Origin of the sequence: Fluctibacter halophilus (assembly GCF_020687825.1) — a bacterium.
GTDB classification, from domain to species: domain Bacteria; phylum Pseudomonadota; class Gammaproteobacteria; order Enterobacterales; family Alteromonadaceae; genus Fluctibacter; species Fluctibacter halophilus.
Window position 1 is genome coordinate 1443665 of sequence record NZ_JAJEWP010000001.1, and the last position, 18465, is coordinate 1462129.

At 50.8% G+C, this 18465-nt stretch carries 23 protein-coding genes; all 23 read right to left on the reverse strand.

Features of this window, described 5'->3' with window-relative positions:
• Window positions 1-7: 7 nt before the first annotated feature.
• Window positions 8-619 (reverse strand): hypothetical protein, encoded by a 612-nt coding sequence (locus LJ739_RS06720; protein ID WP_229158370.1) that lies wholly within the window; start codon window positions 617-619, stop codon window positions 8-10.
• Window positions 616-2025 (reverse strand): packaged DNA stabilization protein gp10, encoded by a 1410-nt coding sequence (locus LJ739_RS06725; protein WP_229158372.1) that lies wholly within the window; start codon window positions 2023-2025, stop codon window positions 616-618. Before LJ739_RS06725 ends, LJ739_RS06720 begins: the two co-directional genes overlap by 4 nt.
• Window positions 2025-2654 carry a phage adaptor protein gene (locus LJ739_RS06730; RefSeq protein WP_229158374.1) on the reverse strand — a complete coding sequence of 210 codons (630 nt, stop codon included), beginning with the start codon at window positions 2652-2654 and terminating at the stop codon, window positions 2025-2027. The genes LJ739_RS06725 and LJ739_RS06730 overlap by 1 nt, the downstream gene beginning before the upstream one ends.
• Window positions 2655-2707: 53 nt before the next feature.
• Entirely contained in the window at window positions 2708-2920 is a 213-nt protein-coding gene (locus tag LJ739_RS06735) for a hypothetical protein (protein ID WP_229158376.1), read from the reverse strand.
• 10 nt (window positions 2921-2930) lie between these two features.
• A complete protein-coding gene (locus LJ739_RS06740; protein ID WP_229158378.1) occupies window positions 2931-3356 on the reverse strand; it encodes a Bbp16 family capsid cement protein in 426 nt (141 codons plus the stop codon).
• 11 nt (window positions 3357-3367) lie between these two features.
• Complete coding sequence (locus LJ739_RS06745; protein WP_229158380.1) at window positions 3368-4357, reverse strand: major capsid protein; 990 nt, start codon at window positions 4355-4357, stop codon at window positions 3368-3370.
• 17 nt (window positions 4358-4374) lie between these two features.
• Entirely contained in the window at window positions 4375-5265 is an 891-nt protein-coding gene (locus LJ739_RS06750) for a hypothetical protein (RefSeq protein WP_229158382.1), read from the reverse strand.
• Window positions 5266-5267: 2 nt separating this feature from the next.
• Window positions 5268-5540 carry a hypothetical protein gene (locus LJ739_RS06755; RefSeq protein ID WP_229158384.1) on the reverse strand — a complete coding sequence of 91 codons (273 nt, stop codon included), beginning with the start codon at window positions 5538-5540 and terminating at the stop codon, window positions 5268-5270.
• A gap of 3 nt (window positions 5541-5543) precedes the next feature.
• Window positions 5544-7583 (reverse strand): portal protein, encoded by a 2040-nt coding sequence (locus LJ739_RS06760; protein ID WP_229158394.1) that lies wholly within the window; start codon window positions 7581-7583, stop codon window positions 5544-5546.
• Entirely contained in the window at window positions 7584-9152 is a 1569-nt protein-coding gene (locus tag LJ739_RS06765; protein ID WP_229158395.1) for a phage terminase large subunit, read from the reverse strand.
• Complete coding sequence (locus LJ739_RS06770) at window positions 9142-9540, reverse strand: hypothetical protein (protein ID WP_229158397.1); 399 nt, start codon at window positions 9538-9540, stop codon at window positions 9142-9144. The genes LJ739_RS06765 and LJ739_RS06770 overlap by 11 nt, the downstream gene beginning before the upstream one ends.
• Window positions 9540-11924, reverse strand: coding sequence for an immunoglobulin-like domain-containing protein (locus LJ739_RS06775; RefSeq protein ID WP_229158400.1), 2385 nt, complete (start codon window positions 11922-11924; stop codon window positions 9540-9542). Before LJ739_RS06775 ends, LJ739_RS06770 begins: the two co-directional genes overlap by 1 nt.
• A gap of 215 nt (window positions 11925-12139) precedes the next feature.
• Window positions 12140-12412 carry a hypothetical protein gene (locus LJ739_RS06780; protein WP_229158402.1) on the reverse strand — a complete coding sequence of 91 codons (273 nt, stop codon included), beginning with the start codon at window positions 12410-12412 and terminating at the stop codon, window positions 12140-12142.
• Window positions 12409-12636 carry a hypothetical protein gene (locus LJ739_RS06785; RefSeq protein ID WP_229158404.1) on the reverse strand — a complete coding sequence of 76 codons (228 nt, stop codon included), beginning with the start codon at window positions 12634-12636 and terminating at the stop codon, window positions 12409-12411. The genes LJ739_RS06780 and LJ739_RS06785 overlap by 4 nt, the downstream gene beginning before the upstream one ends.
• A gap of 9 nt (window positions 12637-12645) precedes the next feature.
• Window positions 12646-13080, reverse strand: a complete 435-nt coding sequence (locus LJ739_RS06790) for a M15 family metallopeptidase domain-containing protein (protein WP_229158406.1) — start codon at window positions 13078-13080, stop codon at window positions 12646-12648.
• Window positions 13081-13251: 171 nt separating this feature from the next.
• Window positions 13252-13695, reverse strand: a complete 444-nt coding sequence (locus LJ739_RS06795) for a hypothetical protein (protein WP_229158408.1) — start codon at window positions 13693-13695, stop codon at window positions 13252-13254.
• Window positions 13619-13861, reverse strand: a complete 243-nt coding sequence (locus LJ739_RS19185) for a helix-turn-helix domain-containing protein (RefSeq protein ID WP_407646746.1) — start codon at window positions 13859-13861, stop codon at window positions 13619-13621. Before LJ739_RS19185 ends, LJ739_RS06795 begins: the two co-directional genes overlap by 77 nt.
• Entirely contained in the window at window positions 13858-14394 is a 537-nt protein-coding gene (locus LJ739_RS06800) for a recombination protein NinG (RefSeq protein ID WP_324254900.1), read from the reverse strand. Before LJ739_RS06800 ends, LJ739_RS19185 begins: the two co-directional genes overlap by 4 nt.
• Window positions 14391-14678, reverse strand: coding sequence for a hypothetical protein (locus LJ739_RS06805; RefSeq protein WP_229158419.1), 288 nt, complete (start codon window positions 14676-14678; stop codon window positions 14391-14393). Before LJ739_RS06805 ends, LJ739_RS06800 begins: the two co-directional genes overlap by 4 nt.
• A 106-nt stretch (window positions 14679-14784) precedes the next feature.
• Window positions 14785-15219 (reverse strand): hypothetical protein, encoded by a 435-nt coding sequence (locus LJ739_RS06810; protein ID WP_229158421.1) that lies wholly within the window; start codon window positions 15217-15219, stop codon window positions 14785-14787.
• Window positions 15216-16619 carry a replicative DNA helicase gene (locus LJ739_RS06815; RefSeq protein WP_229158424.1) on the reverse strand — a complete coding sequence of 468 codons (1404 nt, stop codon included), beginning with the start codon at window positions 16617-16619 and terminating at the stop codon, window positions 15216-15218. Before LJ739_RS06815 ends, LJ739_RS06810 begins: the two co-directional genes overlap by 4 nt.
• Window positions 16619-17533: a hypothetical protein gene (locus tag LJ739_RS06820; protein WP_229158425.1), complete on the reverse strand. Its 915-nt coding sequence runs from the start codon at window positions 17531-17533 to the stop codon at window positions 16619-16621. The genes LJ739_RS06815 and LJ739_RS06820 overlap by 1 nt, the downstream gene beginning before the upstream one ends.
• A complete protein-coding gene (locus LJ739_RS06825; RefSeq protein ID WP_229158427.1) occupies window positions 17521-17727 on the reverse strand; it encodes a hypothetical protein in 207 nt (68 codons plus the stop codon). The genes LJ739_RS06820 and LJ739_RS06825 overlap by 13 nt, the downstream gene beginning before the upstream one ends.
• Window positions 17728-18465: the final 738 nt, after the last annotated feature.

Sequence of the window (18465 nt, forward strand, 5' to 3'; positions counted from 1 at the left end):
GTTTACCTCAGACTATGGACCACTCACCATTCGCATAAACAAGCGTCTGGCTGTCGTATGGAAGTAGGAGCGAAGCACTATAATCACCGTCAACGATCGCTGTATCAGCAATGGCATAGACGTTAGTGCCGCGGCGTTTAATGATCACTGTCTCACCTTCATCAGGGAACGGGTTTAACCGCACGTTGATCACTGCCGTGTTTTCACAAATGATCACTTGGTTGCCGGCCGATTCAATGCTTGAACTGGTCGTGATGACCTCTAAATCTTCCTCGGCTGGCAATTGGATGGAAAGGCTTACATTATTACCGCCTTCCTCTTGCATGGTCGGTGCAGTTACCGGCTTTACTTGCTCAACATCCGGCGTGGACAAAAACAAACTTTCCAATACATCGGCATCACTCTGTTCAGGCAAAGGCCTGTCCAAGCTGTAGTGAAGAAGCTGAATAGCTGAATCAATCAAGCGCTGCAGCACTTCAAACAAGTCTTCATTGCCACCGGATCGGACCCATAATTGCCGTAGGATCGTGTTCATCTGCAGAAAGAAGTTCGTTACTTCTGGGTTTTTCTGCAGCTCCTTGGGGATCCGCAACTGAGGCGGCGGGTTCACTTTGGTCACTTGGCCACCAGGCGTAGATCGATGGATGCGGAATACAGAAAGATTGGGCAGGGCTCGGTAAACGTGAGGCGCACCATCATGTCACCAAACACTTTCATAGAGTCCCACTGCACTTCCTGCGACGTGATACCCAAGCGCCCTATCTCCAACCAGGTTTCATGCGCCCATGACTTACCGCCGTCAATGCTTGACTCAACCTGTATACGCGGATTCTCGTTTCCTTGGATAAGACCAGTCCCTGTTTCGATGACAAAGCGCATCGATGACATTCGCACCTTTTTACCCCGGTGCTGTTTACCAAATAACACGGCATTGATAGAGCTGGTTACCCGCCGGCGCTGGATTGCAGTGCTGTCGTACTCGTAACAATCAAGATCCAGCTTATACAAGTTGCCGTTTGTGGAATCTGCCAGGTAGTTAATCCCCTCGCAGTAGCAGGCTGACGTTGCATTAAACACGCCACCATCAAGACCGTAGGACAGTTCAAACCAACCGTTTTCTTCGAGATCGGTGTTCACCGCCAGAGTCTTATTCCCCGAAGGGAACGTGATGATGTAAAAGCGCTGGCGCTGGATTTTCAGACAATAGCCAATTGCATCATCAATAGTGGGCATTTCCTCAAGCGCGGTAATTATACCCGGTGATGTAATGTCCTTTGAGCCGGCTGTGTTCGCCTTGTAGATATGGCGGTCATGACCAACAAAATAGAAGTGATCAGCATCCTTAGCAATCGAGAAGCGAGCGCCGAGCCCTACTTCAATGATTTGGCCATCAAGGATCTCAATGGGCGGCTGACCGACACCTGAGTTATACCACTGTTCAATTGTCTTTTTACTGCAGCGGAATATGCGTTGATGAAAAACGAAGTCACGCACCAATTCATCAGGGTTGGTTTCAGCGCCAATCGCATCAAGACCACTGGCGGTGCTACCGTCACCTACGGCACTGACTGTGGTCAGGTCTTTCGACGTAAACAGGAATTGATTGTTGATAAAGTCTATGGACAGCACGTTTTGTATATCTGCGTCATTGACTAGCACAACCTTTTCACCATCGTACCAGTACACTTTTCCATGAGTATTGATAAAAAGGTTCAAACCATCATTGGCGAATATGCAACGCTCTGACCCTGGTATACTGCCCAATTTCACATTGTTGACCCCATCAACACGATACAGGGCTGTTCCTGACACCCGATAGCGCTTACCTTTCATCATGGTCAAGCCACGATCTATGCCAGTTACATTACTCACGGGCAGCAGTCCAGGGAACGGCATCAGCGTGTAGTTCTCTTTGCCGCCGGCATCAACCTGCTGATACAGGTTACGCGTTACCTGTGAGGCTAACGGACGGGACCGGCTTTTGTACGTTGGCCCCGTGATGTTGACCGGGAAAGACTGGTACATTATGGGTTCCAACCAAGATCGAGGGACAGAACACCGGAAAAGCGGATATCTTCTTCCGCATCATTCGCCGCTTCAATCGCTGAGTAAAAACGAGTGCTGTACAACTGGATGTTTTCCACTTCCTGTGTATGTGTGAACAGGTTCATAAGCGTTCCGAAGAGGTAAACGTTCGGGTACTTGCTCAACACATAGTTGGTCTGATTTGCTGCCGAGAGCGGCGTATTAACCGTTTTGTAATAGAGGTCAACCGGGTAAGCCTCGTCTGGCTCAATATCAAGTTCAATTTGATTGTTTGCTACGGTGTACACCAATGGTACGCCCTGCCCTGAACGTGGATTTAACTGTTCAGGTGTTACATACCCGAGCTGGAATTGCTCGCCACTAACTGTGATGTTTAAAGCCGTTAATCCTGAGTACTGCACCGGGAATGCCAAATACTTCTGGCCAACAGTCATCACTGCTGCTGACTTTTTCTCATCAGCATTCAGGATTAAGGGTTTTCCTTGCGGGTTGGCTTTCATGTCTGTTTCAGCCAGGGTGATGAAATCAGGGATAAGCAGATCCATATCGCCGCGGTGCGACCACTTGATCACAGATTTGACCAGTTCATCAAAGGTAGAAAGTGCCATGATTGCTCCAATAAAAAAGGGGGCATCAGCCCCCTTCTCAACTTACTGCGATGTTACTTGTCGCCACCTTCGTCACCGTCATTGGCGGTGGACTTGGTAGCGCCTTTAGCGGTGGGCTTGGTTTCTGATGCAGAAACCTTTTCCATCCACTTGCTGCTGAACGCGGCCTCAACGTCCTTCTTGGTTGCACCTTCCAGTGAGAAGACTTTACCTTCCTGGATGATGCGCCCACCATAGAAGCCGGTTTGCTTTGCTTTAACTCGCATACATCACCCCCTATGAAATGATGAAGCCAGACTGATAGTTTTCATAACCGTCAATCATGCTCAGTGGTTGCAGGAATGCGCTGTAAGTAATGCTTGGCGTGGTGCCCGCAAGGGTTAACGCCAGACGCAAATAGCGCTCGTTGTTGTGACCCAGCGGGATCACCAACTTTCCGCCAGCTTTCAACTCTGACGATGGGATCGCAGCACTTGCCAGGGTAGCGGCAGAGCTAAACGCACTGTTGTCATCAGTCTGAACACCAACGGTGTATGTTTCATCACCGGTGGTGGTGTCGGCATCAGACAAGCAGACAACAATCCCCATTGGTTCACCTTTACCAATGTCTCGGTCTGAGCCGAGATCAATGGTGTTGGTGGAATTACCAGTTGCCGTCAGGTTTTGATCAGCGGCAAATTGCAGTTGTGAATCAAGAAACATGATGCACCTCCTTACACTACACGAGCTTCGGTTTCGAGCAGGGCATCCACTGTACGCACAGGGATCATGCGCAGAGTGGTTTTCAGCTTGCCCTCTTCTTCCGAAGAACGAAGTTGAACGTTGGCTTTGTTTGCCGCCTGAATGTCCAGCATTTCCTTCACGGTGCGGTTTGCGTAGAACGCCAACTTAACACCAGACAATGAAGGGATACGATGGATAGCGCGAAGCATCAGATTGATCAGCTTCACAGTTCCGCCAGTTTCATCGGCGACCAGGTTAGAAACATCGATGTTTGCAATGCGCACAACGTAGCGCCAGTCCTTTACGACCAGGCCATTTTTCCACTTCCAGTGATCCATATAGGCACGGAAACGGTCGCCGTTCGCATCGAACGCATCACCAATACCCAGGTCTTCGTGAGAAACGCCTGCCTTAGTCCCTTTCGGGAAAACGCCGTGACAAGTACGCTGACCCCAACCCACCAGGTAGATCGAAGTATTGTCTGAACCGGTACCACCGGCATCAATGATGTTCTGCGCATTTGAAGCCGACAAATCGCCGTAGCGATTGGCAAGGCCAACAAATTCCTCGGGGTTCGACGCACTGCCGTAGAACAACGATGTTGCCATGCGCTGGTTCATCGCTTCCAGGAAGGCAATGTTTTCGTCAAAGCGGAATTGTTTGGCGTTCGCGTTCAGGTTAACCACATCGACATCAAGCTCACAACGGGCTTCAAGACTCGCTGCATGCTCGATCACCTGTGCGGTTTTCGATTTGCTGGATGGGACACCCATATTGGCCAAACGATAGTAAACGTCGGGCAGGCCGGTACGGATAGTGGTTTGTTCGCCAGTTGGCAAATTACCCTCTTTGAACAGCATATCATCGAGGATTTCGTTTTGTTGGGACAGGATTTCAACTGTCCGTGACACCTTGCCGTTTGGATCCAATTTCTTGGCGTGATCAGCGAGGGTGGCTACTGTATTACCTACTACAGCCATAATTTGTTACCCCTTATTCAGTAGAAAAGGTCGGCGTCTTCCTTCTTCTTTCCACCCGTAGGTGATGAAGAGGGCTTGGCGCCACGTGGTTTGATTTTTACTTTTTTCCTGACAGCGTCCGCTTTGGTTTTGGTTTTCTGGTACCGGACGGCATCAAGAATGGTGATGAAGTGATGCGCACGAAGGCTGGTTACTTCTTCCTGGCTGTAACCCTGGTCCTTCAAGTACTGCTGCATGTCTGCCATGTCCTGCTTGTACTGTTCGGTCACATTGCCATCTTTGTCACGCCAGTGTGGTTGCGCTTCCCACAGCTTTTGTGCTTCTTCAACCTTCTGCTCTTCGGATAGAGTTTCCTGACGTTCAGAATGCGCGGATTTGGCCTTTTCAAGCAATTGCTTGCGATTGTCGGCGGCCTCCTTCTGAATGATGTACTCTTCCGGATCATCTTCCTTCAGCGCTTCCAGATCCGTTTCATCATCCAGTTTGATGAGCGCTTCAAGCTGCGGGATGAGATCATCCAGCGCAGCGGCCTTGTCATTCAAGGCTTTGCGTTGATCGGCAAGCTCTGCGGTTTTTTTGCTGTAGTCCGATTGCATCATGCGCTCAGATTCAGCGGTGCTAGCCTGTTCCTTCCATTTACGGACTTCTTCAAGGCTTACTTCTTCACCGTCTAAATCCAAATACAGATCGTCGGCCTCTTCCTCTTCCCCATCCTCCTGCTCGTCATCAGTTCCAGTTTCGTCCTGGTTGTCTGAATCATCGCTTTCAGATGGTTCATCGGGCTGGTGATCACCGGTTTCATCGGTTGCCGCGTCATCCGCTGTTTGCTCTGACTGGTCCGAATCAGTTTCCGGTGGGTAGAACAAATCGCCAGGTTCAATTTCTTGATTATCTGGTGTATCGCTCATGATTAGTTTCCAGTAATTTTGTCTTTGAGAATTTCGAGCAATGAACGCTTAGCGTCCTGCCCTTCGTTCGCAATGCTTTCAAGCTCACCGACGATGGCGTTGACCGCCTTCATCTGTCGCCATATCTCATCGCGTTGTTTTGAGCGTTTGGATTGCTCAAATTCATGGATAAGCCGCGCCCTAACAACCGTCACAGCATTATTAAAGTGACGCAGCGCCAACTCTGCCCCTTCACCTTCAGCGGCGATGGCATGTAGATGTTCTTCGTGATCCATTGGTTAAACCTTGCTGCCTGGAATGTCTGCGTTGTGCGTCAGTTCGAGTTCGGTAAGGCGTATAGAGATGTCTTCCAATTGTTTACTGATTTTCGCCTGTAGCTCAGCGTCAAACTGTCGGGCATTTTCTGCCAGCTTCATTTTCTCAAGGTTGTCTTTAGCCCTAGCATCAATCAGTTTTGCTTCGGCTTTTATCATTTCCGATTCAGCAAGCGGGTTTTGCATCGACTGCAATTGCTCTTGAAGCAACAGTAATTGCTGATTCAGGATCTCGTTTTCCGCCTGCAGTCTTTCTGCCGGCTCTTCAGGATCGTTGAAGTAGTGTGAAATGTTTTTGACCTCAAGCGCCTTGAGCAGCTTCGCCCTGGCGTTGTATCGCTTCTTCTCGTCAACGAGTACTGAACCTTCAGCTTTTAACTGGTCTTGCATGGCAATGATGCCTGACATGCTTTCAACGACCTTGTCGTTGTCACCGGCACCCAAGCCAACCTCGGTAGAGGTCGTATGGTCGTACTTCCATCGACCTGGGTTTGTTGTAAGTTGCTTTCCGAGTACAGAGAACTCAACTTCACTATCCTGGCAACGCGACACCAACCAGGCGACGCCGCGGTATAATTTGCGATATCCGGTTTCAACAATGCACCGGGCGGCAAGTTGGATTTTCGCCCGAGACTCTTCCTGTACGCCTTCAAAGCGTGTTGCTGTCTCCTTATTCAGTTGATCAGCGTTAAGCCCCTGTGAGGCCATCTGAGTGCCTACGGTCTGACTTTTTAGCTTGTCCAGGTGTTGAAGGATCAACAGGGCTTTATCACCGATAAAGGGGATGGTGATCGGCGTTACGTGGTTGGCAATAGACTGACCATCTTCGTTGTTGACTCGCACGTGAGTGCCAATTTTTCTGGACAGTAGATCAACTTTGTTGACGTCCTTCGACACACCCAGTTTGGGGTTATTCACCGCCGTGTTGTTATCCAGCATATTGCGGGTTGTCGCGGTGTTTATTTCCGCGTAAGGCAACACTTCGGTGGCACGACCACGACCGTACAGCTTGTGCGGCTCTCGAATTGCCGAACCAACCGCATAGGGTACGTGGTCAAACACCTCTTCATCCAGGATGATATTACCTGAACGCTGGATCCGCATACGCTCGGCAATGCCGTCACCATCACGGTCAACCAACACATACAGATCCTTATATTCAACCTCCTCATTGGCCCATTCAGCGTTGTAATATGTATCGTCCTGCCCTTCTTCCGCGTCTCGGATCGTTTGCGTGGTGCTGGTAACCTGTTCACTGCCAGCGCACGGAAGAGAAGCGACAAGGCTTTTGCTGAATCCAAGCTCAACCAACTCACCACGTGTTTTGGTCGAGCGGTCGCCAACCAACTTGGCATCATCAAGCGACCTTGCACCGCTACTGAACAGGAAGTTACCGCTCGTTACGGGACAGATTCTGACCTGCTTGCGAATGGTAACCACTTTGAAGGTAACATCAATTTCACCGAGGCGTTCGCCTTCCTCTGCATCGATGTCCTTGACCTCAACGCCCGGGCGCTCCAATGATTTGTAGATCTCGGATAGCTCAGCTTCATCAATACCGGTGTACTTGTGTTCTTCAACCGATTTAGTTTCTACGTAGTAGTACTTCATGACCCCCATACGGAAGCGGTCACAGTCTTTGATGAAATCGTAATTTGCAGTAAAGGAATCTTCCTGACCACGGATCAACCAGTCCACGTACTTGGTTTTTCCCTCGGCCTCTAAGCGATCTGTCTCACTTTCTGGATTGGATGGCTCAAATTTGATGATCTCGTCACTGCACAAGATGGTGCGGATCAATGAAGGCATATCTGACTCAATCAGATCCGCCACATCATTTGAAACAAACTTAGAGCGGCCAGCTTCCTCAGTGCCATAAGGCTCACGACGTTCACGGCGCATTATCTCAGCGTTGTGTTGTTCGATACTGTCCTGAACCGTTTGAGCATCAGATTCGAGCGAATCAAGAATGCTGCTCAGTTCGTCGTCGGTCATTTTAGCCATTTACACGATACCTTGTATGTCCTGCTCTAACGGTGTGTTCCAGTCGTCTTCGTCTTTAGGTGATGGCGCCGGCAGTGTCATCATTACGGCGTCCGCCTCATTAGGTGATGCGATCTTGAGTCGCTTCATTTCCGACTTGCCAAGGATTTGGATTAATCCGTTACGGTTGCCTGGGTGTTTGGGGATGCTGCAAAGCTGGGTGCGTAACGCGTCCCAACTTTCAATGCCGTCGGTGTCAAAGCTGATCATTTCGTCCGGATTGACATACTCACCGCGCACAACGCACCGGTAGGTGTTGTAACAACGGTTTGCCAACTCGGTGTAATACTGCGCCCGGTTGTTCAGGAACGTGTCAGCGTATGACGCTGGGTTTTCATCCCGGCCGTTTTCTGGCTTCATATATAGGCGCTTGGCGTTATCCTGGGCTTTACCGGACAGTGAGCCCTTGAACATTTCGGCGCTTGTTCTGGTACCGGCCAAGTTGTCGCGCACCTGGCGCTTTAACCCGGTACCCATACCGTCGCCGTCCCAGCGAAACACATCAGCACCATCCGCCTTGGCGTTGTCGGTTGCCCAGTCGCAACACTCGTCAATTTCGCCCTTACTCTTGCGTTTCACCTTGCGGATGATTGAACCATGACGCAGAGAGTACGCAGCGGCATCACCACCGTCATCAAACGGATCGTGAGCAGCTATCTTGACCCCATGCGGCTCAAATGCTCGCTTGAGGTGCGGTAGCTTGTGAGCGTCCTTACAGGCATCTACCCACTCGGCTTTGATGATTGCGTTCTCTACTTCATCAAGGTACTTGCCGTGCCATTTGTGGTCATATTGGGACCTAGACATTTTGTCGTAGTCATCAAGTCGCTCCTGCTCCATACCGGAAGCGAGGAACCATGAGCGCGGCATATCCGTGTAGTTGAGCTCAACGACCATGATTAAGTCGTCCTCGTAGTACCCGGTACGTTCTAATTCAGCCTCTGCACGCTTTAACCATTGCTTGGCAATAGCTCCATCCCGGCGACCACGGTTCATCGTTATGATGATTTCAGGGAAGTCGATGTCTGCTTCAGCAAGCAAGGCGTCAATCTCTTCGAGTGTTGTGACCTTGTTGCCTGCCAATAACGCCTCAGTGTCCTTGGCGTTAAGTCGGACAGATGCGGTCAGGACGCGCAGGGTATTGGCGCTGATGTCCTCACCCTCTTCAATCCAGAGACCGTCAACCCCTGACAGTGTGGATTTAAGCGATGTGATGTTTCGGCTCAAGCCCCGGTAGAAGTTGCGACCTCCACTCTCGTGAGCAATGTATGACTTGGTGTCTGTGAACCCCTGGAACCCTAACCGGTCTATCTCGTCCAGCATTGTCCTGTGTACCGATTCCTCGATACTGTTTTGGTTCTCCCGAGCGCAACACCAAAGTGCGCCGGTGGACATATCAGACAGTACATAATCAGCAATGCCGGTCGACTTCGTTGAGCCACGACCGCCGACGATGATTTTTATTCGTTTTGGCTTCGTGAATACCGGGTGCAGTTTCTCAACATATTTGATGTTGACTTCATGCGTCATCGGGGCCGACTGGAATAAAGTTTATCGTTGTGGTGCTTTCTGTTTTAATGGCGCCGCCGTCTTTGCCGGTCAGCTCCTGGCGAACCTTTGTCCCTTCTTTGCGATTTATGACCTGGTTGGCAGTACCTATATCACCATCGTCCAATGATTTTTTGATGATGCTTTTAGCCTTCATCGTAGGACTGTCTTTAAGTACCTCTTTCCACTGCGAGAATTCTTCGTTTTGCTCGCAATAGTCATAAAAAGTACGAGGGGCCAAATTCGCATATACACAAGCCTCAGCGTCAGTGCACCCCCAAGAAAAAGCCTCTTCCAGTTTCCGCAGCACCTCAGCTGTTACTTTTCGTGGTCGTCCGACTTTTTTTTTAGTTGTTTTTGGTGCCGCCATTACTGCATCACCGCCGTGTAACGTGGGTAATCTGTCCACACTGTTGTGGTCGGATTGCTGACCGTAATGGTCATTGTGTCCATGTTGCTGCTAACAGTGCCGTCATTGACGATAAGGCCAAGCACGTATGTCCCGATAACGTTGGGGGTGATCGTTGGGTTTACCGTTGTTGGATTGGTGATGGTTGCGCTGTTACCCACTGGGGCTGACACGATTGACCAACTGTAAGTCAGAGGGTCAGTATCTGCGTCGGATGAAGCTGAGCCATCCAGTTGAACCTGAACGTTAACCGTTGCGTTCTGGTTTGCACCTGCGTTGGCTACCGGCGCCACGTTACCAGGTGTGTTGACGTTGACAGTTCTTGTAACCGTCGTTGCGTTGTTACCCGCCGCGTCCTGCACGTTGTAGGTGACAGTGTATGTGCCAGCAACTGAGGTGTTAACCACATCGCCACCAACGACGATGTTGGCAGTAATATCACCGTCCGTGTCGTCCGTCGCTGTCGCGCCTGGGTCTGTGTAGGTTTCGCCCACTGTGAGATTCAGAGGGTTCGCACCAAGCAGAGTGATCACAGGTGCGGTCGTGTCACCCACCGCGTTAACATTGACTGTGCGCGTTACTGTGGTGGCATTATTCCCGGCAGCGTCCTGGACATCATAGGTAACGTTGTATGTACCTACTGTGTTTGGATCCACAGTGTCACCAGCTACGACAATGTTTGCTGTAATGTCACCATCTGTGTCATCGGTAGCCGTTGCGCCGGGATCAACATAGGGATCACCTACCGTGAGGTTTAGCGGATTTGCACCTGTCAGCGTAATGACTGGTGGTGTTACGTCGCTACCTATGGCCGCGAAACTGGTGTACATCCGTGAACCAACGGTGTCCAAGTCTACGTCTGTCTTAAAGTGCAGTCCATCATTCACCCCACCGGTTAAATCGATGTCCCACAGGGATTGACCAATCTCAATGTTGGCGTTTGCCGCGGCTGCTGCAATCTGAGCGTCACGGATGGGGATCTTGCCTGTTGTGGTGCCGTTGCCGTCATAGTTGGCTGATTGCAGGTTGTTGATTGGGATGATGAAGGTCTTAACCCCGAAGTCGGCCATGATGTCGTTGGCGTACTCTTCCATCCGGGCCTGGTATTCCGTTGCGGTTGTGCCTACCGCGTTGTTGGCGTCACGACCACCACCGTTGTGGAATACCCATTCACAGCCACCTACCAATGCGATACGACGCGCTGCTGATTCGTACAGGTTCAACCCACCAACGCGGGTGGTGTTTGTCTTGCGCCAGCGGTCAATCTCTGTGCCGCCAAGGGCGCATGGGATGTAGCAAATAGGGATTTCGTTGTTGGCCAACCAGTGATGGCAGAAGCGAAGGATCCAACTACCACCGGTTGTCCCATCGTCGCTTACAGCATCGACCTGATTGGTTCCGCTGTCAGATGGGTCAATGAGGACTTTCCAATTGTCATCGTTCCCCAGCATGTAAGCTCGGATCCCACCGGCACTATCACTGAACACCTGGTTGTTTACACCACGGCCAGACATGTTCGATTGGCCTTCACCAACGATAACCATGCCAACGATCTGGTCAGACACGCTGCTTGATACAGCAACCTCATTTGAAAAACGGTATGCAACGGTATGAACACCGGTGGCAAGAGTGAAAGTGTCGGTCCATGTACCACCTGCCGGTGAAGCAACAGCCGTGACCCATGCGCCACCATCCACTTGTCGCTCAATCGTTGTCGGTGTACCCGTATACGTGCCATCAAGAGTGACTGAAGCGCCAGCACCGGCGCGTTGCCAGAAACGATACTGTGGCGAGTTGATAATAATCGTGCCGGCGGTTAATGGCGCGATGTCCAGGTTGTCAAACGAATGAAGCGTCCGGCCTGCCCGAATGCCAAAAACGGTTTGAGTATTGAAAGCCGCTTCTGTGTAGCTGGCTACTACAGACCCGCCTACAGTGACATCGATGTTATCGCCATCACAGACAGCACCGATCCGGTATGTGGAAGATGCATTGTATGCGGGTATTGTGTACGTACCGGTTAGTTGTGTAGCGCTTCCACCTTGGCGACGGTATACACGAATAAGGCCGTCTGAATCCCGCACCAAAACCTGAATGAAATTGTCTTGGTCCTGGTATCGCAAAGCAAGGCCACCAGTACCGGCAGAGTCACCGCCGTTTGCATTCCAATCAACTTCAATGGATGCGTTTGCACTTCCGAGGTTTTCAGATGCAACGGAACCGCCAGCGGGGATCGTTCCTGTTGCGACAGCCTGATTTGTGAGTATTTCCCACGTACCAGAAGACGCAACAAGGGGCGACGGTAACGGATCACCATCGGTACCTGTAAAATCAAAGGTCGACATCAATTAATCTGCTTTAGGGATTCGCGCCAATCCTGGATAGGCTGGTGCTGGAAAATGAATTGGACTTGGCCGGAGGGGATCCAGTCGTAGTCCTTTAATGTTGGAGCTGCGTCGTAGACGTGTTCAGCTCCGTTTTTGTCGATGGCGCTATGCGTGGCCCAGGCTGGAATGTTGATCCACAGCTCTGTCACTACGCGATAGCGTTTCATCGTTCATTAGTCGGGGATAACGTCACCGGCGCAGGTGATCTTCACTTCAACCTTGTGCTGACTACCGGACAGAACAAAAGCGTTCAGGTTATCGCGGATGGCCTGCCGGGTGAGTTCGTCATTGGTGGCGCAATACTCGTTGACCGCCATATCTTTCACAGCGCGAACCTGTTCGGTAACTCCGCAGCCACCCAATTGGGCGCAAACGGTAAAGATCAGGACCACAATGGCACCAATAGAACTACCAGCAATCGTCAGTTTTTGCTTGTTTGATTTCATTTTTTTTCCACCAAGATTTGAATCATTGCTTTCACCTCGTCCAAGGACTTTTCAATGCGCCTGACGTGCTGCTCATATTCGCCTTTGCTCACATAGGTTTCTGCAACGTGCAGTTTGTAATCTGAAAGGTCTTTCTTGACGCCGGACAGAAGCCAATTGAACAGTGCGTAGGCACCACCTAAACCACCGGCACCTACAAACGCCGTTACCAATTCACTTTCCATCCTCGCTCCTTACCACGTCGGCTTGATTAGCTCGAAGTGGACAAAATCATTGAATTCTTGATCCGCGTTTCTACCGTCGCGGTCCCAGTCCCCACCCCAGCGGACCAAATGTGAAATTTCACCCTCGTCGTACAGTCTCCGAGCCATCATGATCACTTGACCGGCAAAGCACGCCAGCGCGATCAGGTCGTTCCAATCAACGTTACCCAGTTCTATGAAGTAAGGAGCAGCATCGACGGCAAGAGATGGGTATTCGTTGTGCTTTCCATCTGGCCATTTAACGCGGCTCTTGTTTTCCGCATAGGCTTGGTTTTGCTCTTCTTTGCCACGGTGACCGCACAGAATTGAGTGATCGACCATGCCGATCAGCTCGTTGAATATCAGCTGCAAATCCTCGTGACAGGTTGCAAGCCGGTCGCGTGATGTTCTGGAATATGAAGGCATAAGAAAAAACCCGGCACTTGGCCGGGTCCACACACAGGGAAAGACACAATGAACGCCCAGGGAACGGGCATAAAAAAAGCCGCAATTGCTCCGGTGGGAACTTCTGCGACTTTACGAAATAATAGGCGATTTTCGGGGGTATTAAAACCCAAAATCTGGTGGGTTCGACGATTATCGCAACATTACTCGCCTTTCTGCCTCATTTAGCCAGTAGCCAGGATGGGCCTCCTTTCGTTCATAGAAGGTTTTAATCGCGGCTATGCACTCTGGCGGCAACGTGGCTATGAATTCGTCAAGCTCACGCAGGTGTGGTGGTACGAATATTTCTCTGTCAGTGGTGGTGGCCTGTCGCTTTTCGCTGGCTAGTGCATCGGTGGGTATATCCACACCCTGCAATTTATGCCCCCTGTCTTCCCCGCCACTGGTGTTCTTGGGTTTTCTGCGGTGCTTTTTTGTCTCAGACAATTTTCGCTGCCTGAATACGTGCATAATGCTGACGTTTCCACCCTCGTAGCAGTGTCGCCAGAAATCCCCCCACTCACGCAGTTCTTTTTGCGCGGCCGCAATCGTTCGCGGCGCTGACTTGTTCGAGGCGTTGTGCTTCGCTGATGTCATATCCTAAGAACTCCAATATTTCGTAAACGGTGGTAAATCCTGGCTCAGTCCTGCATGTTTCGTAGTTGTGAAGCGAGTTAACCGCAATGCCGTATTGCTTCGATAGACTCTCTTGTGTGTAACCCCTTTCGAGCCTAGCCCCACGGATAACTGCCCCACCCTTCATGCTGCTTGCCGCCTTTCCAGTTCCCGCCACTTGGCGCGGTAATGTTTTTTCAATTCAATCAGGTCGTCCCGGCTCCACTTTTTAGCCTCATGGGGACCTTCTAACCATTCGAGCTTGTCCGGGCCTAACTTCTTGGTGAGGTTGATCCGGTATTCAACCAGGTTGCCAGACTTGTGGTTGTTGCACGGGGCGCACTGTTTGTGGCAGTTTGATTCATCAAAGCGCAGCTCCGGGTGGCTCCCTACTGTCCGGTAGTGCCCTGCGTGGTATTGGCCAGGGTGGTATCGCCCGCAACTGATACAGGGCTCGTCAGCGTCCCGCAGACGGATGAACTTGTTGAACTCCACCTGCGCATCTTTCATCAACTGACCGTGGGTTTTAAGCGCCTGCTTACGTTGGCGTATCTCATTGCGTTTGCGCTTCTCTGTGTCCTTCTTGGCGACCGCCAGTGCGCACCGAGGGGAGCAAACCTTCTGCAAGGTGTTACCCGTGGTGAACCTGCCGCCGCAGGCTTTGCACGTCTTTGGCTTCACTGAACCAACTCGTAAGTTTGCTCAAAAATATCCGGCTTGCACGGGTAGTGCTCACCTTGTACACCCCGGATAATGTAGTCACCAGGTGCAGCATTCATTGTTCCTTCCAAGGTGGAAATTTTGAATACCTTGTTGTCTTTATCAACGTGTTGCTGATATTCGTCGAAAGAGCTGAACCACTTACTGAATGACGGATGTTTACCGGTGAAATTCAAGACCTCGCATAGGTTGTCACCGGTATATTGAATAGCTTCGATTTCAACTGGCTTTTTACGGTATTTCATAGACCCTCCGAGTGGAAAGTAGGCACACCCCACGGGCAGCGAGAAGGCAAATGCCCTAACCCACCACATAGGCTGCATTGGATTGGTTGGATGGACAGGATGATCATCACGCCACGTCCTTATTTCGCTTGCAGGGCCATGGAACATGGATCCCCATACTTTCTCCCATCGCTTTATTGATGATGTCGCAGATAACCACGTAGTCCTTGGTGCTGGCTTTAGTCGTTGATTGCTCTGCGGTGTAGGCGATTTGAGTTGGTCGCCAAATCAGCTCCTTGACCACTGACCCTGTCCATGGGATCTCAGCCCTACTGGTTACCTCATTCACAAACGATTTGACATCAAAGCCGTTTTCGTTGGCAGCATCAGCAACCATTTGGCACCACAGGTGTAATGAGTTGTTTTGCAGATCGGAACGCTGCTTTTCATTGTTGACTGTTACCTGCAACCATTTGTGATGTTCCCACTGAGCGATGATCATTTTGATGAATGCATTCAGTGTTTGCTGGCTATTTAAGGTGTGGACGTCGCGCTTGCTCATTTTTTCACATAACTCTTCGGTTTATTGTTACGGCGCTCCTGCTCATTTTCCATCGCTGCAGCCTCTTGCACGTCCATGCAATAGTACGTCCCGCCACAATCGTCCTCTCGGCGCTTCATGTAGGATGTGAGTGTGCAGCGGCCGTGCCGAAATTTGGCCGGGATCAACTTGAATACCCCTTTCATGATGGTTTCAGGATCCTTCACTTCCGGGCACTCGGTGAACAACACCAGATCACTGTCTGCCTCGATAGCACTTGAACCATACAGATGCTTCATAGCGAGGTGTGCGGCGGTATCCGCTTCCCGATTGGCCTGGGTAAGTAAAAGGATTGGTACGTTGACTTCTTTGGCCAGCTGCTTGAGACCACGGGTTATTGCGCCTATTGCCAGATCGTCACGCTCGGCTTTTGGTTTTTGCATCAAACCAAGGTAATCGACTGTGATCAGTCCGTGCTTGCCGTTTCGCTTAATCGCCGCTTTCACACGGCTGGCAATTTGCTGGAGTGCAAGCGCTGGGGTTTCGTCATAGTAAATCTGGTACCCATTGTTTTTGATGGCGTGTATAACCTGGTTCGCCCTTCCCCATTCCAGATCCGTCAACGCACCGAGTTGCAGGTTTTTAGGATCAACGCCACCGAGTACCCCAACGTAACGATCCATGATTTCCTGGGCGCTCATTTCCATGCTGAAAAACAGTGTTGGTAAGTGCTGGGCAATGCACCCATTGATGATTTGAGTGAACAGCGTTTTACCATGAGAGGGACGGCCACCGAGTGTGATCAGCCACCCAGGCTTAAACCCACCAATTTGATCATCAAGTGTTTTGATCCCGGTTTTGTATCCGACTGCATCGGGATCGTTTTTGCACCGGGCGTGCATGATGTCGACCCAGTCACCAATCTGTGTGTTGATGTGGGTAGGTTCATAGCTTCCGGTGGCTTCCAGCGAGTTGATATTGCGTTCTACAAACTGGGTTACATCGGCAACGCTCTGTCCTTCAAATATCTGCTCGACCATTTCCGAGCCTATGCGCTGCACTTCCCGTTCCTGGTATCGCTCAGCGACGATTTCACAGTATGCAAGGACATTTGATGCGCTCGGCGTGTTTTTGGCCAAGTTACCCAGGTACGCAATACCGCCAACTTCCTCAAGGTCTTCGCCCAGCGCGTCTGATACGGTGATCACGTCTATGTCGTTCATCGCCCCGATGTTGACCATGACTGTGAAGATCATCCGGTTTGAGGCGTTGTAGAACATTTCAGGGCGGATCATGTCGAACACTTCCCGCACTCGGCGATCAGCGGTGTCCACCATCAGGATTGCACCGAGTATGCTTTGCTCTGCCTCCATGCTCTGAGGCGGAACACGCAAGTGTTCTACTGGTTTGGTGTTGGCCATCATTCCGCGTCCCTCCACTCAGATTTGGCGAAGAACGTGCCAGGGAACATGCACCGGTAGTTGAAATACCGTGAGTTACTACCGTTGGTGCGCAGGTCTTCAAACACGGTGTCCGTGAATGCACACATGGCGTTGATGTCATCGATGAACCAATCAATGCCCTGTTTCGCAATGAGCTTGTCAGGGAAGTATTTCTTGAACGGTTGCTCACCGTCCTTGGTCTTGGCACCGTATCCGGCACCGACTGACTTCTTGCCGTCTCGCCAAACATCCCACCAGATGCCAAAGCATTCCTCGCGCTTGGCTCTGATTTGCGATAGCAAGTCATCAGGAAGCTGCCTACTCGCAGAGTTGGCTTCTTTGTTATTAATACATTCTTTGTTCTTTGGGACAGAGTTCGGGACAGGATTCGGGACAGAGTCGGCTTGTAGCCCCTGCTGTGACTGGGTTTCTTTCGGGACAGCTTTCGGGACAGCTTTCGGGACGTGTCCCGATTGAAATTTAACCCAATTTACCAGCGTAATTATCGTGAAGGCCCGCTTGCCCTTGCCTATCACCTGGTATTTGATTGCGCCATCCTGCACAAAGAAATCCAGCGCACGTTGCACAGCTTTCTTGGATGCGCTCACAGGGTCCTTAGAGCGCACAAAATCACTATAAAGGGTATAGACGCTGGTAGCCTTCGCTAAGCCTTCGTGAGTGACGTATAGTTGGCCTGGATTAAGCGTGACAGGCTGACCATGCACGGTGGTGTGGAATTCGCTGTGCTGGGCCTGTTTTAGCAGGTACTCAAACACAGGACATTTAACTGGATCGGTGAACCATTCTTGCTGCAGCATTTCACGGTAATTTAAAATGTAACCTTGGTTCACTCGCTTTTCCCGATAGTCATCAAGAAGGGCTACTTGCGACATAAGACCTCCGCTAAATCAGCGCTGGCCATAGCCTGGGCGTCACGGATGAATTGGCGGAACTGGAATTCATTGAACGCCACTACTCGCTTTTCTTCGTTCGGGTGCCCTATCTGCATGTAGACGATCCCACCGTCGGCGCGGCCAAAGGCGTAACCCTGGTGTTCTGACTTGTCAATTTTCGCTGTTTGGGTCATACTCTTTTCTCCTACGGAAACCCCGGACATAGCTCGCCAGCTGCCGGGGTTTTTCTTTTGTCTGCAATTCGCATTGGTGGTGGTGACTGATTGGTTACTGTGTCATCCAGAAAGCTTGCGCAAGCTATTCCAATCACCACCCCAATACGGCCTCCGAAGAGGCGCGGTCATTGGCAATCGTGGCGATACAACCACGGTCGTTCCGGTGACAGAGTCGACACACACTCTGGGAAGTGCTGGCAATTAAGCTGCTGCTTCCATCATAAGGTCATCATTTGCACTTATGTTTAAGTTCAAATAGCCGCGCCTTACGAAAACTACTCGGTCTGCGGTGCCCTCTGGTGTGTTTGTGAGGGTTGAGAAAGGCTGTTGTCCAGAAGGCCAGCTAACGTCCCGATTTCCTTCTTAGTCTCTGCACAGTCACCACCTGCGCATTCACCGCATTGGTGATACCCACTAGCAGTAATGGGCATCCCAATGGGTGCTGTCTCTCCAGCTGTCACCATTTATCGCTCACGGTAGGTTGCCGTAGTCCTGCGCAGCTCACGCGCCAGCTTGCATATTTGCCGTTACCCGTTGTCCTCGGGGCGAGAGAATCCCCTGTGCCGGTATTGAAAGCGCGGTACAACGGCGGCGCACATATGCCAGATGCAATTGATCTACTTAGTCTTGCCATCCCAAAATCAACAAACGAGCAAACTTACAGCAATACAGTAGCCAGACTACAAACCCAAAAAT